Below are 16749 nucleotides of genomic sequence, written 5' to 3' on the forward strand. Positions count from 1 at the left end.
TGGCGCACATGAGCGCGCCCGGCTGGTACCCCGACCCGGCCGGACCCGGCACCCGCTACTGGGACGGACAGGCATGGACGGACCGGCTCGCGGCGGAGAAGCCACCCGGCGAGGGCCTACCGGGTTGGGCGCTGGCCGGCTGGTTCATGCTCATGGCGCTGGCCGCGTTCGCGGGGTTCTGGTACGTGCTGCTGATGACCGCCTTCGGGTGTGACTCCGGCTGGGATGGCTGCGTTGGCGTGGGGGAGACCGTGTGGGTGGTCTACACGGGCATCTGCGCGGTCGGGCTGCTCGGCCTGCTCGTCTGGTCGCTGGCCAGCAAGTCGGCCAGCGTGCGGATCGTGGCGTTCCTGCTCATGCCCGTGGTGGTGGTGGTCGCGCTGGTGGCCTCGACCGTCGGGTACTTCATGCTGGCCAACTGGCTGGCTTGAACCGCGTCGCGCCAGAATCAAGACGTGCCCGACTCCCCGTGGTGGCAGTCCACCACCATCTACCAGGTCTACCCGCGCTCTTACATGGACTCGAACGGCGACGGGATCGGCGACCTGCCGGGCATCATCGGCAAACTCGACTACCTGCAGGACCTCGGGGTCGGGACCGTGTGGGTGTCCCCGTTCTTCGCCAGCCCGCAACTCGACGTGGGGTACGACGTCACCGACTACGAGGCGGTGGCCGAGGAGTACGGCACGCTGGAGGACGCGCAGCGGCTCATCGACGAGTGCCACGCGCGCGGCATGCGGGTGATGTTCGACCTCGTGCTCAACCACACGTCCGACCAGCACCCGTGGTTCCAGCGCTCCCGCGCCTCGCGCACCAATCCGAAAGGCCGACTGGTACATCTGGGCCGACGGCCGCGGCAAACACGGACGGCGCCCGCCGAACAACTGGCGCTCGGCGATGGAGTTCACCTCCGCCTGGCAGTATTCGCCCATCCGCCGGCAGTGGTACTTGTGCTCGTTCCTGCCGTTCCAGCCCGACCTCAACTGGCGCCACCCCGAGGTCAAACAGGCCATGTTCGACACCGTGCGCTTCTGGCTGGACAAGGGGGTGGATGGCTTCCGCCTGGACATCTTCGGGCAGATCATGAAGGACCCCGGACTGCGCAACAATCCGGTGCGTCCGCGCATGTACAACGGCTTCCCGCGGCTCACCGAGCGGGTCCACACGGAGAACACCGCCGACAACGTGCGACTGGCCAAGGAACTGCGGGCGGTGTGCGCGCAGTACCCGGGCGACCGGGTACTGCTCGGCGAGGTCTTCGGCCCGCCCGCGGTGCTGAAGTCCTTCCTCGGTGACGACGACGGCCTGCAACTGGTGTTCCTCTTCGACTTCCTCACCTACCAATACGACGCCGCGTGGTTCCGCCGCACGATCGAGGAGTTCGAGCGGAACTTCGCCGAACCGCAGCAGCCGACGTACGTCCTGGAGAACCATGACCGGTCGCGCACCATCGACCGGGTCGGCGGGGATCCGGCGAAGGCACGCGTGCTGGCCGTCATCCTGCTCACGGTGCGTGGGGTGCCGACGATCTACATGGGCCAGGAGATCGGGATGAGCAACACCGCGCTGCGGTTCAAGGACGCCCTCGACCCGATCGCGTCCAGCGTGTTCCGGCGTGTCCCGCAGTTCGTGGTCGACCGGATGTCCGAGCGGCTGAACAGTGACGAGATGCGCACGCCCATGCAGTGGGACGCCAGTGCCAACGCCGGTTTCAGTCACGTCGGTGCGCAACCGTGGTTGCCGGTCAATCCGGACTACCCACGGGTCAATGTGGCGACTCAGCAGGCGCAGCCGGACTCGATGCTGCACCTGTACCGGCGACTGCTGCACCTGCGCCGGGAGAACGCGGCCCTGCGTGAGGGATCGCTGGCGATGCTGGAAGCCCTGCCGCCGGACGTGCTCGGATACCGGCGCAACGAGGTGCTGGTGCTGGCCAACCTCGGTCAACAGCCGGCCGCCGTGCGGTATGCCGGCGAGGTGCTCGCGCAGACCGGCCAGGTGGCGGTGGGACCGGGGCGGACCACGCTGTTCCCGGACAGCGCGGTGGTGCTGCGCACGGTGGTCCCGCGGATGTCCTGAGCCGCGCCGGCGGACCGGGGAGGGGTTCCACCGTGCAGGATTGCTCCCGCCCTGCCCGCGGTCCGGGTCGAAGCGCTGCGCAGAGCCCGCCCGCCGACCTAGGGTGGCGGTGTGGACCGACTGAGCATTCTCGATGACCTCTTCGTCGTCCTCGAACGCGACAACTTGCCCATGCACATCGGTTCGCTGCTGGTCTTCGACGGCCCGCCACCGGCGTACGAGGACCTGTTGGCCCACGTCGCCGCGCGCCTGGACCGACTGCCCCGCTACCGCCAGGTGATCCGGGAGGTGCCGCTCAACCTCGGCATCCCGACATGGCAGGACGACGTCCACTTCAACCTCGAGTACCACGTGCGCCACACGGCCCTCCCGCACCCGGGTGATCGGGAACAACTGCGGGCGCTGGCCAGCCGACAGCTATCCCACCGCCTCGACATGCACCGGCCGCTGTGGGAGATGTGGCTGATCGAGGGCCTGCAGGAGGGGCAGTTCGCCATCCTCAACAAGATCCACCACGCGATGGTGGACGGCCTGTCCGGCTCCGACATCATGGAGACGCTGCTCGACCCGTCCCCGGAGGTGACCGCACCGTCGCTGTCGCAGTGGCAGCCGAGCGCGCCGCCGTCCACCGCCAGCGTGCTGGCCGGTGCGGTCGTCGACACCGCCCGTGTCGGGCTGGGGCGGCTGGGACACCTGGCGGCCGATCTGTCGTCGCCGCGCGATGCCATGAACAAGGCCGCTGCCGCGGTGGTCGGCACCCTGCGCATCGGCGAGACCCTGGCACACACGGAGGACCACCTGCTCGGCCAGCCCGGCCCGCACCGGCGCTGGGCATGGGCCAACGGTGACCTGGGCGCGGTCAAGCAGATCAAGAACCGGCTCGGCGGCACCGTCAACGACGTGATTCTGACGGCCATCACCAACGGCTACCGGGAGTTCCTCCTCGGCCGCGAACCGGACCTGCCGGAAGCGGCTTTCGTGCGGACCATGGTCCCGGTATCGACCCGGCCCCAAGGCGCCCCGAAGGGTGGCAACGAGGTCGCGGTGATGTTCGCCGACATGCCGGTGGGGCTCGCTGATCCGATTGCCCGCTTCGGGGCCATCCGCGAGCAGATGCAGCACGCCAAGCGCAGCGGCACGGTCGAGGGGATCGACTCCCTGATCGAGAACGCCGTATTCCTGCCGCCGGCCCTCTACGCCGCGGGAGCACGGCTGGCAGCCCGGACCCCGCAGCCGGCAGTGTCGACGATCACGACGAATGTGCCTGGGCCGCAGCAGCAGCTCTTCATGCTGGGCAGGCCCATGCTGCAGATGCTTGGGTACGTGCCGCTGGGGATGAACCAGCTCGTCACAGTCGCGATCGTGTCCTACAACGGACAGATCTGTTGTGGCATCACCGCCGATTACGACCGCATGCCCGATGTGCAGGTGCTGGCCGGGGGTATTGAGAGCGGACTGGCGGAGCTGACCGACCTCGCGGGTTGACCCCTGGCCAGTGGCCGATGTGGGACGAACGGGGGATGCGCTCGCGCAAAGGCTGGGCCTACCTTCGCGGTTATGAACAGATGCGGGCGGACATTGACCGGGACGATGATGAGTGCGGCCCTGGCCGCCGGTTTGCTGCTGGGGGGTGCCTCCGTCAGCACCGCGGCTACGGAGACTGCCGTGACTGTGGACCGGCCGAGCCCGAAAGAGCGCCCCGGTCCGGGTGAGCGCCCCGACCCCCGCTGTGACCGTGCCGAGCAGGGACTGGCGCGTGCCAAGGCCGACGTGAAGACGGCGCGCCAGCGACTGAAGGCGGCCCCCAAGAAGAAGAAGCCGGCCAGGAGGGCAGCCGTGAAGTCCGCGAAGCAGACTCGTGCCTCGTGGAAGGCGCGCGTCAGCCAGTTCTGCTGACCCCCCGGGGGACCCACGCGCCCGGCTCAGTGCGGTACACCTGAATCGTGGTGGAGATGGATGTCCCGGGGCCGCGGACGCCCGAGCAGCGCCGCGCGGGTGACCCCATCCCCTTGGCCCGGCTGCTACCCAAGCCGGTGCATTTCGTCATGGCCGGTGGGGGTGCGCACGGGGCAGTGCAGTGGGGGGCGCTGCAAGCCCTCAGCCAGACGGACCTCGTCCCCGACGCTGTCATCGGGACTTCGGCGGGTGCATTGACCGGCGCCATCCTCGCCGAGGACCTCGCCTCCGGCGTCCATCGCCTGGCCTACGTCTGGGGCCAGATCAACATGTCCTTCCTCACCGGTGAGAAGTGGTTGGCGCGCGGGATCGCCCAGGTGCGCTCGCCCAGCCTGGTGGCCAGCGCCACCCAGGAAGCGACACTGAAGTCGATCCTGCACACGGATCGCATCGAGGACCTCGAGGTGCCGTTCGGAGCGGTCGCCACGGATCTCGCCACCGGCATGCCGGAAGTCTTCGACACCGGCCTGCTGATCCCTGCCCTGCTGGCCTCCTCGGCCATCCCGGGGGTGCTGCCACCAGTGCAGATCGGGGATGGTCACTACGTCGACGGTCTCGCCTCGGCCAACTTGCCCGCCATCCCGTCTTTGCAGCGCGGCGCGGGCAGCATGGTGGTGCTGGACACCGGCGCCAGAACTGCCGGGGAGGCCGGGATCACGCCGGGCAGGGTTCTGGGGCGGGTCGCGGCGATCATGGCGGCCAGTCAGCGCCGCCGGCAGTTGCGCGAGGCCGCAGCCAACGTTCCGGTGTTTTTGCTGCTCACGCCGAACGACCTCCGTGGCTCTTTGGAGTTCGCCGGGACCATGGGGGCCGGTGTGTCGGGTTATGCCATGGCGCGCAGCTACTTGGCCGATGTCGTACTGCAGCAGCGCCGCCGCTTGCGCCCAGGGCTGTATGCCCGCGCCGACGACCACGGCCTCAGCGCGGACCTGCTGGAGTCGCTGCGCGAGGTGCGGCGATGAAGGCGCCGGTCACCGTCGTGACCACCTTCGGCCTGGGACGGACCCCGGCCCAGGTGGGCATGCTGGAGGAACTCGCGCAACGCAGGGTGAGTCCGGACTTCGTCGTGGGCACTTCCCTGGGAGCGATCAATGCCGCCGCTCTTGCCGCCGGCCGCAGTCCCGATGAGATGCGCGACTTCTGGCTGTGGCTGCAGGAGGAGGTGTTCGCCAGCCCCATCCGGGCCATCGCCCGAGGAGTCACGGTGCGCCAGGCCCGGCGCCAGGAGGAACTCGTGCGCAACCGCATCGCCGAGATGCTGCCCCCGGACTTCGCCGACCTGCCGATCCCGCTGCGGGTGGTGGCCACGGAATTGACCACCGGCAACGAGGTGGTGCTGGACAGCGGTGACCTGCCCACAGCGGTGATGGCCTCATGCGCGTTACCGGGCCTTTTCCCGCCGGTGGAGATCGGCGGGGGGCACTTCATCGACGGCGGGCTGGTGGCGGGTATGCCGCTGCGGGCGGTCCCGGACAGCGCCGGCACCATCGTCGTCCTGGACACCGGGCATTCGGCCACCTCGCCGGACACCGTGGCCGGATTCCGCTGGTGGGAGGTCGGTGCCCTGTCCTACGCCCACCAGATCCGCGGGCAGGCGGTCAATGTCCTGGTGAAGGCCGCGGCCAGGACCCCGGTCGTGGTGCTGTCCACGAGTGAGGGCCGGCTGCTGGACTTCAGCGACGCCCAGGCGGCCATCGACGCGGGGCGGCAGGCAGCGCAGGTGCAACTCGCCGGACTTCCGCGGCGCCTGAAGCGGGGGGTCTACAACCTGCCGGAGGGGCTCGACGCGTCAGATGCACTGCGCCGATTGGCGGTGCATCCGAGCAACGGCTGATCATCGGTGCTGCTGAGGTCCTAGGCTGTGCCGGGTAGAGAAGGGGCGTGGCTGTGGCGGCAACCGAATCGGCAGGCAGGCAGGAACGACGTAGGGCAGGGCGGGAAGTCCGCAAGCGCGTGCCGCGGGAGGGCCTCGGGCACTGGCAGGCGCCGGCCGACCGCCGCGATCCGGTACAGATCCTCATCGACCAGGGGACGTCGCGCGTCCCCGACCTGGTGCCGATCCGTTACGCGCGGATGCTGTCATCGGAGTTCGCGTTCTACCGCGGGGCCGCCGCGGTCATGGCCAGCGACCTGTCGTACAGCCCGCACACCCACCTGACAGTGCAACTGGCCGGCGATGCCCATCTGTCCAACTTCGGCGGCTACGCCTCACCGGACCGGGCCTTCGTGTTCGACGTCAACGACTTCGACGAGACGCTGCCGGGACCTTTCGAGTGGGACCTCAAGCGACTTGTCGCGAGCTTCGCCGTGGCGGGCCGCGCCAACGGTTTCGACGAGGCCACGCGAGCGCACATCATCAGTCGTGTCGTGCGGACCTACCGGGACAGCGTGCAGACCTTTTCCCACATGCCACGCCTCGAGGTGTGGTACTCGCGGCTGACCGCGCAGGACATCGAGAACCGCTGGGCGGGCAAGGTCGACAAGCAGTACCGCAAGTCCTTCGAGAAACTCGTCGCGAAGGCGGAGACGAAGACCAGCCAGAAGTCTCTGCAGAAACTGACGACCACGGCCCCGGACGGCTCGATCACCTTCGACAGCAACCCGCCGTTCATGGAGCCGTTCGACGAGGTCGTGGGCAGCGCGGACAAGGAGCAGATCCGCCACGCGACGCAGGCGGCTCTGGTGGCCTACCGCCGCTCGCTGCTGTCCGACCGGCGGGTGCTGTTCTCCGGCTACCGGGTGGTGGACCTCGCCCGCAAGGTCGTCGGGGTGGGCAGTGTCGGGACCCGCTGCTGGGTCATGCTGCTGATGGCCGACCAGGACGACAGTGATGTCCTCATGCTGCAGCTGAAGCAGGCAGAGGCGTCGGTGCTGGAGCCCTACTTGGGCCGCAGTCGCGCCAGGCACCACGGGCAACGGGTCGTCGAGGGGCAGCGGGTCATGCAGGCCGCCACCGACATCCTGCTCGGGTGGACCCAACTCACGGTCAAGGACAACGAGGTCGACTTCTACGTCCGGCAGATGTGGGACTGGAAGGAGTCCGCCGACATCCAGAGCATGGATGCCACCGCCCTGGAGATCTACGGACACATGTGTGGCTGGACGCTGGCGCGCGCCCACAGTCGCTCCGGCGACCGCGTCGCGCTGGCCGGCTACCTCGGCTCCAGCGACACGATGGACACCTCTCTGACGGGTTTCGCGGAGGCCTACGCCGACCAGAACGCCGCGGATCACAAGGCAATGCAGGAGGCCGCGTCGGCGGGTCGCATCAAGGTGGCGGCTTCGGGCTGGTAGGAAACAGGTGACCTGAAGGAGGCACCATGTCCGGAACCGAACTGCCCGAGGATGTCGAGAGGCCGCCGGTGCCATGAGCCGCATGTGGTGGCTGAGCCTGGTCACCGGCATCGCGTGGTTCGTCATCGCCATCGTCATCCTGCAGATGGACAGCGCATCGGTCGCGACGGTCGGGGTGATCGTCGGGGCCATGTTCCTGTTCACCGGGATCCAGCAGTTCGCCATCTCCACGGTCGTGGAGGGGTGGAAGTGGTTGTGGGTCGTCTTCGGTGTGCTGTTCGTGCTGGCCGGGCTGTGGGCGTTGTTCAACCCGGGCGCCACCACGGCCGCACTGGCTGACTCGCTGGGCTTCCTGTTCCTGCTGGTCGCGATCTTCTGGGTGATCGAAGCGTTCGCGACCCGCGCGGAGAACGACCTGTGGTGGCTGGGCCTGGTCTCCGGGATCATCATGTTCGTGCTGGCCTTCTGGGTCGCCGGCCAGTTCCTCTTCGAGCGGGTCTACATCCTGCTGGTCTTCGCCGGGATCTGGGCGATGTTGCAAGGCGTCACCGACGTGATCCGGGCGTTCCAACTGAAGAGGCTGGGCCGGCTCGTCGCTTCGTAGCCGACCTTTTGTGACGTTGGTTCGGCCCGCGGCGGCGGTTTGTGACGAAGGTGGCCGGTGCCGGGCGTCGGACCGCGCACCTTCGTCGCAGAGCGGGTGGGTGGCCCCGCACCTTCGTCACAATGGGGGTCTGCCGGGGGTCTTTGTGACGTTGGTGCGGCCCGCGGCGGCGGTTTGTGACGAAGGTGGCCGGTGCCGGGGCGTCGGACCGCGCACCTTCGTCGCAGAACGGGTGGGTGGCCCCGCACCTTCGTCACAACGGCGGTCCGAATGGGCGGGCGGGCGCCCTCAGCCCCGGTAGCGCCCAGGCGATCATGCCCTCGATGTTGAGCTTGAGGACCTCGCTGGCCGTGACGTCGGCACCCTGGTCATGGCCATGTACTTCAGCGTTCCGACGTCACTCTTGAGCGGGGCGGAGGACAACGCGTAGCCGACGGAGTCCTCGGTGAGCAGCCAGGCCCCGAGGTTGTAGGCGGTGCGTGCCCCCCGCTTCTTGTCCAGCGCGGTCGTCGCCTCGTCGTCCTGGTCCCAGGCCACGATTCGATACCCGTCGCGCTCCCCGTGGTCCGACAGGTTGATCTGCACCTGGATGCGCCCGATGAGCGGCAGGTTCATGTGCTGCACGTAGGTGACGTCAGTGGCCGAGCGCCGCTCGACCACGTCGATCGCCTCCACGTACTTCACGTTATCGGGGTATCCCTCCACGTCGAGGATGTGCGCGACCATCGCCTCGACGTCGGTGTCCGGGCTCGGCAGCAGCCCGACGGCCTCCGACGTGGGGCGGTTCTCGAAGCGCCAGGAGGCATGACTGAACCGTTGCGGGTTCAGGTTCTCGAGATGTGGCATCACCCGGTCGAGGAACTCGTCAGCACTCACGCGAGCCAGTGTGTCACGGCCCGGTCAGATCCCGGTCCCCTCCGCCGCGCCGCCGAGGAACCTGAGCGTGCCCTTGTCCATGAAGATGCCGGTGCCCTCGGTCGAGCCGCCGGCGAACCGAAGTATGCCGACGGCGTCGGTCAGTGGGACAGCAGTCCTGCGCCCCTCGGCATCGGCGCGGCGCAGGGTGGCGTCGAAGATGACCGAGCCCCGACCGCTGGTGCGGAATCCGGCTGCTGTCCGGGTGCCCGGGATGACGATGGTGCCCTTTCCCCCACAGCGGGGGTGCCGTCGCGCAGGCGGCCGGTGAACCGGACCGTGCCACTGGCGCGGTCGCTCGTTATCCGCGTCAACTGCACGCGGGCCTGCACGGTGGCGGTCGCCTGCAGTTCCTTGGTGGGGGCCTGCGCCGAGGCCACCGGCGGAGTGAGCAGGGCAGCGGCCAGTAGCCCGACCGTCAGCGCGCGTAGCACCATGGCAGCCAGGCTACCCGGTAACCGGCTTGAGCCGGCCCACCCTGAGAACGGACAATCGAAGGATGGCCGTGTCCACCTCCACTGCGACGCTGCGCCTCTTCTGGGACGCCGCGGGGGTCACGCCTGCCCGGCGGGTGGTGTCCATCGTCGGGCCGGTGTTCGCCGTGGGCATCGGGCAGTTCCTCGGGCCGTTCGTCATCTCGCTGCTGCTGACCCGGATCCAGAGCGGGACGGTCAGCTGGGAGAGCAGCTGGCCACTGGTCGTGGGGTATCTGCTGAGCCAGATCCTGGGCACCGTCATCGGGTGGCGGGTGGTGCTGTGGGCCGCGTGGACCATGGAGGTCCGCGGTATGGCGTTGCTGTTCCAGCGCGTGTTCGACCACCTCACCGAGCAGAGCATCGGCTTCCACGCCAACCGGTTCAGCGGCGCGCTGGTCTCGCAGACCAACAAGTTGCTCGGTGCCTTCGAGATGTTCTGGGACACCATCGTGTGGGCACTCGTGCCCATCGTCACCGGCATCCTCGTGGCCACCGTGGTGCTGGCGTTCGTCATGTGGCCCTACGCGGTGTTCCTGTTCGTGATGTCCGCGGCCTTCATCGCACTGGTGTTCTTCGCGACCCGGCGCATGCGCGACCTCACGGTCGCCGAGGCCCACGCCGCCAACCGCATGACGGGGTTCCTGGCCGACGTCATGACCAACATCGCCGCGGTCAAGGCGCAAGGCTCCGAGCCCGACGAGCGACAGACCGCAGGCGAGGTCGCCGAGATCCGCACGGCCCGCGACCTGGACGTGATGCGGTCCTTCCTGACCTTCAGTGCCGGGTACTCCTCGGTGATCACCATCATCAACACCGGCGCCGTGGCGGCCGCGGTGCTGGCGGCAGGAAACGCCACCATCGACATCGGTGCGATCTACCTCGCGGTCACCTACACCTTGACCGTGACCGGGCAGTTGTGGTCGATCAACGAGGTGATCCGCAACTACAACAAGGTGATCGGCGATGCTCACGAGATGGTGGAGATCCTGCATCAGCCGGCCACCGTGCGCGACCGTCAGCACACGGAACTGGTGGTCACGCAGGGGGCGATCAGCGTCAGGACGTCACGTTCGGGCACGACGGCCAGTACGACCAGCCCCTGTTCGCGCACTTCGACCTCGACATCGCGGCCGGGGAGAAGATCGGCCTGGTCGGGCAGTCCGGCAGCGGCAAGACCACGCTCACCCGCCTGCTGCTGCGCTTCTCGGACCTGCAGGAAGGGCGCATCTGTATCGACGGCCAGAACATCGCGGAGGTCACCCAGCGCAGCCTGCGCCGCCAGATCTCCTACGTTCCGCAGGAGCCATTGCTGTTCCACCGGTCGTTGCGCGAGAACATCGCCTACGGACTGCCGGGCGCGACCGAGGATCAGGTCCGCGACGCCGCGACCCGGGCTTACGCGCTGGACTTCATCGAATCGTTGCCGGACGGGTTCGACACCCTGGTGGGGGAGCGGGGGGTGAAGTTGTCCGGCGGGCAGCGCCAGCGCATCGCGATCGCCCGGGCCATCCTCAAGGACGCCCGCATCCTGGTCCTCGACGAGGCGACCAGTGCCCTGGACAGCGAGAGCGAGGTCCACATCCAGCGGGCGCTGGCGCAGGCCATGGCTGGACGCACCACGCTGGTCATCGCGCACCGCTTGGCCACCATCCAGGCGATGGACCGCATCCTCGTGATGGACGACGGCCGGATCATCGAGCAGGGAAGTCACCGCGAACTGCTGGCCCGCGGTGGTGTGTACGCGGCGCTGTGGATCCACCAGTCCGGCGGTTTCCTGGCCGAAGTCTGAACGCGGGCGTCCCCGCATCCGGCGGTGGCGACCCGGTGACGCACACTGGTGGTGTCGCCGGGGGTCATGAGGAGGCCGTGTGAAACGGGTGGTGGGGGTCGTCGCCGCGGGTGGCTTCCTGATCATGGCGTCGCCTGCCGCCGCCGAACCGGTGCCGGTGGCGCAAGCCGTGGCGCAGCTCAACGCCGACTGGGTGGCCTCGCGAAGCCTTCCTCGACGGCGGGATCGTGCGTCTGCGCACCGCGCCCGAGGGCGATCCGGTCCAGGTGCAGAGGCTCGACGCCCGCGCCGGACGGGTCAGCGACAGCGGCTGGCCGGCGGTCACCGTTCGCGGCCTCGGCACGTACGACCGCAGCGGATTCGTCCTGGACGCCCGGCTGCGCAAGGCCCAGATCACCGAGGCTGCAGGCTATCTCGGCTTGCGCAAGCGGCCCTGGGTGCTGGCCCGCGGGCAGTTCGGCGTCATCGCCAGCCGCTCGTTCCGGCAGTTCCTGCGGATGGACCTGCTGGCCCCGGACCGATTCGTCGACCTGGACTCCACCATGGTCCCGGCGCAGCCGCAACGGTGCGCATCTCACCTGCTGTCGGCGTCGGCCAAAGCCCGCGTCGACAGCACGCAGGCCGACGGGATGACCACGTGGTCGCTGTCCTACCGGATCGACGACGGAATCTCGGTGGTGCGGGTGGCATCGACCGTCGTTGTCCGCGACGGCCTCATCGTCTCGGGGTCTGCGATCCTGCGCGGGCAGCGCGGGGCCGGGGTCGATCTGGACAACTTCGCGCAGTGGACCTACGCCCCCCAGCGGGTCCGGGTGCCCGCCCAGCGTCGTGTGGTGTCCCAGAAGCGATGGATCCGGGCCACCGACTCCGCCGCTCTGGTGACGGACCTGCGTTACCTGTCTGGCAGTCTCGAGGGTCGGCAGACGCTGCCAGGACTGCGCAGTGCGGCCCGCCAGCAGGTGCGCCTGGCCAACCGCGGTCACGAGGTGCTCCTTCGGGTGCGCAACGTGCCGGGCGGGGTGGTGCTGTACGGACGCAACCCGTACACCGAGCGCACCGTGGCCTTCCAAATCGTGCTGCAGCCCGAACCCACGGCAGTGTCACGCCGGATCTCCTGATCGCCCTGGGTTTGTCCACAGATCATCGTCTGGTTGTGGTGTTTGTCGTACCCCGTGGGTAGGTTCGTACTGTTCGAATCGGTGGGGTGGTGGTGGTGTTCGGAGGTGTCGCGGCAGGTGGCCCGGCGGTTGGCGCTGGCCGCGGAGCTGCCCTGCGAGCATCCTGCGGTGTTCGATGAGATCGGCGGGTTGGTGGATGGGTTGCCGGACCCGCAGTGGTTGTGCGCGGAGCAGCGGGCGGGGTCGATGGCGGTGGCGGCCCGGTTACGTGACCGGTTCGACGCCTACCTGGCCGACCTCGCGGCCGCCGCTGATGAGCACGCGGATGCCCGCGTGTTGCACGCCGGCAGCACCGGGATGCTGGTCGCGGTGGCCACCGGCGCGAATCCGCAGACCGGTTCGGGTCTGGTGGCCCGCGGAATGCCCTGCAGCACCTGCCGGTGGTGCATGCGGCGTTCCGGGCCGGGCAGGATCTCCGCGGCGCATGTGGGGTGATCACCGCGGAAAGCCCCGGATCCCCACCTTCGCCGACCTGGAGGCCGAGTGGTCACGATCGCCGAACAGGTCGAACCGGCCGAGTTGCGCCGGTTCCTGCGGCTGCTGGCCGACCAGTACCGCCCGCAGGCCCGCGACGACCAGGCCCAACGGTTGCACGCCAAACGCAGCCTGTCGCTGTCGGAAACCCCGGACGGGATGTTCCGCCTCGACGGGTACCTCGACCCGGTCGCCGGGGCGAACCTGCGCGACGCGTTGGCCCCGTTGATGGCCCGCACCGGCCGCGACGACCCCCGCACCCCCAAACAGCGCCGCGCCGACGCGTTGGGCGACCTGGTGGCCGCGGGGGCGGCGAACCGGCACCCGCTGGGGGTGTCCCAGGTCAGCGTGCTCGTCGATCTGGAAGACCTGTCCGCCGGGGACCACACCCAACTCGACGACGAGTCGGTGCTGGGCACCCGGATGTCCGACCTGCTCACCTGCACCGCGATCGTGTCGGTGATCCTGGGCACCCGCCGGCGCAACGTGTTCGTGCCGCTGGCCCTGGCCCGCGGCAAACGCGGGGCCAGCACCTCCCAATGGCGGGCCCTGATCGCCCGCGACCGCGGCTGCATCCGCTGCGGGCGGGCACCCCGCTACTGCCAGGCCCACCACATCCACCACTGGGCCCACGGCGGGAAAACCGACCTGTCCAACATGGTCCTGCTGTGCCAGACCTGCCACCACGACCTGCACTTCGGCCACTACACCATCACCATGAACCAGGGCATCCCCCACATCACCCCCACCACCAGCCGCGCACCACCCCGCACCGCCTGACCGAGGATCAGCGCGGGAACCTCCCGCGTCGGAATGGCGTCCATAATGCGGGCAGTGGCTCAGAGGTGGATGCCGCCTGCTTGGGTTTGCGGCTTAGTGTGGTGCCTAACGGGTAGGGGTTGAGATGACGACGATGGTCGAGGCGATCACCGACGAGGAGTTCATCGGCTACCTCGCGGCGATGGCGCGCAACGTGCCGTGGGGAGAACCCGCGACCTCTCTGGCAGAGGCGCAATCTGTTCCCCCAAGCTGAGGGCGGTCCGCAACGTGGCCGGGCTCGGGCCGGCCCCGCGCGAAACCCGCCACGGCGACGTCGGCCCGGGACGACCCCGATGAACACCAACATCAGCAGCGGGTCGCGCTGGCATTCGGGGGCTACTTCCTGACAGGCTGCCATCCAGCACTGTGCGACGGAGGTGGCCGATGGCAGGACTTTCCCGGCGGGGTTTTCTCGCTGCGACCGCTGGTCTGGCGGCGTCTCTGGGGATCCCGGAGCAGGCGCTGGCCGCGCGCCTGGCGCAACCGGCCAAGCCCGCCGACGTCCCCACGACCTTGGAACAGACGATCCGGTTGACCACGCCCAAGTACCGCCAGTACCGGCACTTGACCGCCGGGCCCGGCGAGTCCTACGTCCCCCGCTACGACGTCCTGGGCCGACAAGCCGCACCGGGTCGGACCGGTCGGCGGCGCAGCATCGCCTACCTCGGACACCTCAGCGACATCCACATCATGGACGCCCAGTCCCCGGCCCGCCTGGACATCATGGTGGGCCAGAGTGAGTCGTTGTGGGCCGGCTCCTTCCGGCCGCAGGACACGTTGACGGTCAACGTCGGCGCTGCCATGGTGCAGGCGATGCGCGCCGCGCAGTTCAGCCCGCTGACCGGGGCGCCGATGACCGCGGCGTTCAACACCGGCGACAGCGCGGACATGATCTCCATGCTGGAACTCGAGTGGTACATCAACCTGCTGGACGGCCTTCCGGTGACACCGAACTCCGGCAAGCCCGGCGTCTACGAGGGTGTGCAGGTGTGGGCCGAGTCGGCCTTCGCCTACCACCCGGAAGATCCTGCCGGTGACCCCTACGGTGCCTATGGGTTCCCCACAGTTCCAGGGATGCTGCAGGCAGCGGTGAGCCAGACGGTCGAGTCGGTGGGGCTGGCGACTCCGTGGTTCGCGGTGTACGGCAACCACGACACCGACTTCCTCGGAACGCTGGCCATTTCGGACTCCCTGCGGGCCTTCGCCGTGGGCGACCGCAAAGCTGCGGTGTGGCAGCCGTTCGCGGCGAGCTTCCTCGGTGGCTGGGCCAACGAGTTGAGCCCGGTGACCCAGTTCCTGCACGACGCCCGGAGCAGCTTGGGGATGCAGTCCGGGATGAAGTCCGTGACTTCCGACCCGGACCGGCGACTGCTGGATGGTCTCGACTTCATCCAGGCGCACCTGGATTCCCCGGCCAAGCCGGGACCGGTGGGACACGGGTACACGCAGGACAACCTGAAGACCGGCCAGCGGTTCTGGACCGCGGACCTCAGCCCGCACGTGCGCGCCTTCGGCCTCGACACCTGCAACCAGGTCGCCGGACCTGACGGGGCGGTCCCGGAAGACCAGTTCGAATGGCTCAAGGCGGGGCTGGCGCAGGCGCAGGAGCAGAGCAAGTTGTGCGTGATCCTCAGCCACCACAACAGCACCACGCTGGAGAACGAGGCACAGCCGGTGATCGGACCGACCCAGAGACTGATCCACGCCGAGGAATTCGTGGCGATGGTGCAGGAGTTCCCCAACGCGGTGGCCTGGATCAACGGCCACACCCACATCAACACGATCATCCCGCACCCGAAACCCGGCGGCGGCGGCTTCTGGGAGATCACGACGGCCTCCTGCATCGACTTCCCCAGCAGCAGCAACTGATCGAGATCGTGGACAACCGCGACGGCACGCTGTCGATCTTCACGACGTCGCTGGACCACACCGCGGCGGCGGACTGGACGCCGTCGGACTACAGCCAGGACGGGCTGGCGGGGTTGAGCCGGCAACTCGCCGCCAACGACTGGATCGAGAACCCGCCGATGCGGATGGGCTCGCCGCTGGACCGCAACTGCGAACTGCTCCTGCCCGCGCCCTTCGACCTGGCGACCATCAGCGACGCGGACCTGGAGAGGGCGGAGATGGCCGCGAAGGCCCGCCTGGTGGCCGCGGAGGTGCAGTCATGAGGCGCTGGGCATGGCTTCTGGCGGCGCCCCTGCTGGTCGGGTGCTCGCAGATCGACGCGCTGCAACAGGTCAGCGGTGTGCCGTTGGCGACGGTGGAGATCGCGGCTGACGACGTGCTGCTGAGCAAGGGGATCGCGCTGCTCGAGGCGCCCACGTGCGTGGAGGGCGACGGCGAGTTCACGTGCTCGGGCACCACACTGGACCGCAAGGAGATCGCGGTCACGGTTCCCGACGACGAGCAGCAGGTGATGACCATCACCGTCGGTGGGGAGCAGATCTTCTCGGGTCCTGTGCAAGACGTCATCGAGCAGGCTGGGGAGCGCACGTCATGAGTGTGGTCGAGAAGGAATACGGCTGGTCGGTCCTCGCCACCGGCCTGGCCAGGATGTGGCGGGGTTTCCTGCCCTTCATCATCGTCGCCGGGGTGAACGCGGTGGTCCAGGCGTCGTTGCTGGGGCTGTCCCCGTTCTGGTTGGCGCTGGGCATCTCGGCGGCGGTACTGCTGATCGCGTTCGCGTTTATGGCGCACATCGCCGGCCGCAGCGTAGGCGAGCGCAGCGGGATCGGGGATCTGCGGGGTGCACAACTCGGGCGGTTCGCGGCGTGGGTGGTCGGCTGGACCGTGGTGGTGAGCATCGGCCTCGCGTTCTACTTCTGGCCCGGCATCGTCCTGCTGGCGATCACACCGTTCGTGCCGGTGGCGGCTGCAGCGGGCGCGCGCAACCCGCTGTCGGCGAACTTCGCGGCCATCCGGCAGCGGCCCGTCCGCTGGCTGGTCACGATCCTCATCACGCTGGGCATGCTGTTGTTGGTGTGGCTGGTCTCGGGGCTCAACGCATTCTTCGTGCGGGGCTGGGTGGCCTCGTTCTCGACGTGGCTGATCGTCGGTTTCGTGGCCGCCTGGCTGCTGACCGCGTGGTCGGCGTTGTTCCGCAGCACGTGGCGCCCGCAGGCCTGACCGCGGCGGAATTCGGGCTCCCCGGCCCGGCTGCTG

The 16749-nt window shown here is 68.8% G+C and carries 16 protein-coding genes and 3 pseudogenes; 17 read left to right on the forward strand and 2 right to left on the reverse strand.

Going from position 1 to position 16749, the window contains the following annotated elements; translation table 11 throughout:
* Positions 1-8: 8 nt before the first annotated feature.
* The 9 genes and pseudogenes from IPG68_13700 (at position 9) to IPG68_13740 (ending at position 7933) form a co-directional block, all read left to right on the forward strand.
* Positions 9-80 (forward strand): annotated as a pseudogene (locus IPG68_13700) (DUF2510 domain-containing protein).
* A gap of 435 nt (positions 81-515) precedes the next feature.
* Positions 516-1296, forward strand: a pseudogene (locus tag IPG68_13705) (hypothetical protein).
* Between the two features lie 237 nt (positions 1297-1533).
* Positions 1534-2079 carry a DUF3459 domain-containing protein gene (locus IPG68_13710; GenBank protein ID MBK6764255.1) on the forward strand — a complete coding sequence of 182 codons (546 nt, stop codon included), beginning with the start codon at positions 1534-1536 and terminating at the stop codon, positions 2077-2079.
* Between the two features lie 111 nt (positions 2080-2190).
* Positions 2191-3564 carry a wax ester/triacylglycerol synthase family O-acyltransferase gene (locus IPG68_13715; protein ID MBK6764256.1) on the forward strand — a complete coding sequence of 458 codons (1374 nt, stop codon included), beginning with the start codon at positions 2191-2193 and terminating at the stop codon, positions 3562-3564.
* A 72-nt stretch (positions 3565-3636) separates the two neighbouring features.
* Positions 3637-3975 (forward strand): hypothetical protein, encoded by a 339-nt coding sequence (locus IPG68_13720; GenBank protein ID MBK6764257.1) that lies wholly within the window; start codon positions 3637-3639, stop codon positions 3973-3975.
* A gap of 47 nt (positions 3976-4022) precedes the next feature.
* Positions 4023-4997: a patatin-like phospholipase family protein gene (locus tag IPG68_13725; GenBank protein MBK6764258.1), complete on the forward strand. Its 975-nt coding sequence runs from the start codon at positions 4023-4025 to the stop codon at positions 4995-4997.
* Entirely contained in the window at positions 4994-5869 is an 876-nt protein-coding gene (locus IPG68_13730; protein MBK6764259.1) for a patatin-like phospholipase family protein, read from the forward strand. The genes IPG68_13725 and IPG68_13730 overlap by 4 nt, the downstream gene beginning before the upstream one ends.
* 53 nt (positions 5870-5922) lie before the next feature.
* Positions 5923-7329 carry a DUF2252 domain-containing protein gene (locus IPG68_13735; protein ID MBK6764260.1) on the forward strand — a complete coding sequence of 469 codons (1407 nt, stop codon included), beginning with the start codon at positions 5923-5925 and terminating at the stop codon, positions 7327-7329.
* A 73-nt stretch (positions 7330-7402) separates the two neighbouring features.
* Complete coding sequence (locus IPG68_13740) at positions 7403-7933, forward strand: DUF308 domain-containing protein (GenBank protein ID MBK6764261.1); 531 nt, start codon at positions 7403-7405, stop codon at positions 7931-7933.
* 312 nt (positions 7934-8245) lie between these two features.
* Here the strand turns inward: IPG68_13740 and IPG68_13745 are convergent, their stop codons facing one another.
* Together IPG68_13745 and IPG68_13750 are read right to left on the reverse strand one after the other, a co-directional pair.
* Positions 8246-8809: a hypothetical protein gene (locus IPG68_13745; GenBank protein ID MBK6764262.1), complete on the reverse strand. Its 564-nt coding sequence runs from the start codon at positions 8807-8809 to the stop codon at positions 8246-8248.
* Positions 8810-8949: 140 nt separating this feature from the next.
* Positions 8950-9285 (reverse strand): hypothetical protein, encoded by a 336-nt coding sequence (locus IPG68_13750; protein ID MBK6764263.1) that lies wholly within the window; start codon positions 9283-9285, stop codon positions 8950-8952.
* Positions 9286-9347: 62 nt separating this feature from the next.
* On the opposite strand from IPG68_13750, the gene IPG68_13755 reads away from it, so the two are divergent.
* The 8 genes and pseudogenes from IPG68_13755 to IPG68_13790 all read left to right on the forward strand — a co-directional run bounded on the left by IPG68_13755 (position 9348) and on the right by IPG68_13790 (position 16713).
* Positions 9348-10787, forward strand: coding sequence for a hypothetical protein (locus IPG68_13755; GenBank protein MBK6764264.1), 1440 nt, complete (start codon positions 9348-9350; stop codon positions 10785-10787).
* Positions 10784-11113: an ATP-binding cassette domain-containing protein gene (locus IPG68_13760; protein MBK6764265.1), complete on the forward strand. Its 330-nt coding sequence runs from the start codon at positions 10784-10786 to the stop codon at positions 11111-11113. Before IPG68_13755 ends, IPG68_13760 begins: the two co-directional genes overlap by 4 nt.
* Positions 11114-11340: 227 nt before the next feature.
* Complete coding sequence (locus IPG68_13765) at positions 11341-12231, forward strand: hypothetical protein (GenBank protein MBK6764266.1); 891 nt, start codon at positions 11341-11343, stop codon at positions 12229-12231.
* A 54-nt stretch (positions 12232-12285) separates the two neighbouring features.
* Positions 12286-12726: a hypothetical protein gene (locus IPG68_13770; GenBank protein ID MBK6764267.1), complete on the forward strand. Its 441-nt coding sequence runs from the start codon at positions 12286-12288 to the stop codon at positions 12724-12726.
* A 48-nt stretch (positions 12727-12774) separates the two neighbouring features.
* Positions 12775-13545: a DUF222 domain-containing protein gene (locus IPG68_13775; GenBank protein ID MBK6764268.1), complete on the forward strand. Its 771-nt coding sequence runs from the start codon at positions 12775-12777 to the stop codon at positions 13543-13545.
* 423 nt (positions 13546-13968) lie between these two features.
* Positions 13969-15755, forward strand: a pseudogene (locus IPG68_13780) (TIGR03767 family metallophosphoesterase).
* Positions 15752-16087, forward strand: coding sequence for a hypothetical protein (locus tag IPG68_13785; protein ID MBK6764269.1), 336 nt, complete (start codon positions 15752-15754; stop codon positions 16085-16087). The pseudogene IPG68_13780 and the gene IPG68_13785 overlap by 4 nt, the downstream one beginning before the upstream one ends.
* Positions 16084-16713, forward strand: coding sequence for a hypothetical protein (locus tag IPG68_13790; GenBank protein ID MBK6764270.1), 630 nt, complete (start codon positions 16084-16086; stop codon positions 16711-16713). Before IPG68_13785 ends, IPG68_13790 begins: the two co-directional genes overlap by 4 nt.
* Positions 16714-16749 lie beyond the last annotated feature (36 nt).

It is taken from the genome of Micrococcales bacterium (assembly GCA_016703125.1).
GTDB lineage: Bacteria > Actinomycetota > Actinomycetes > S36-B12 > UBA10799 > JADKAV01.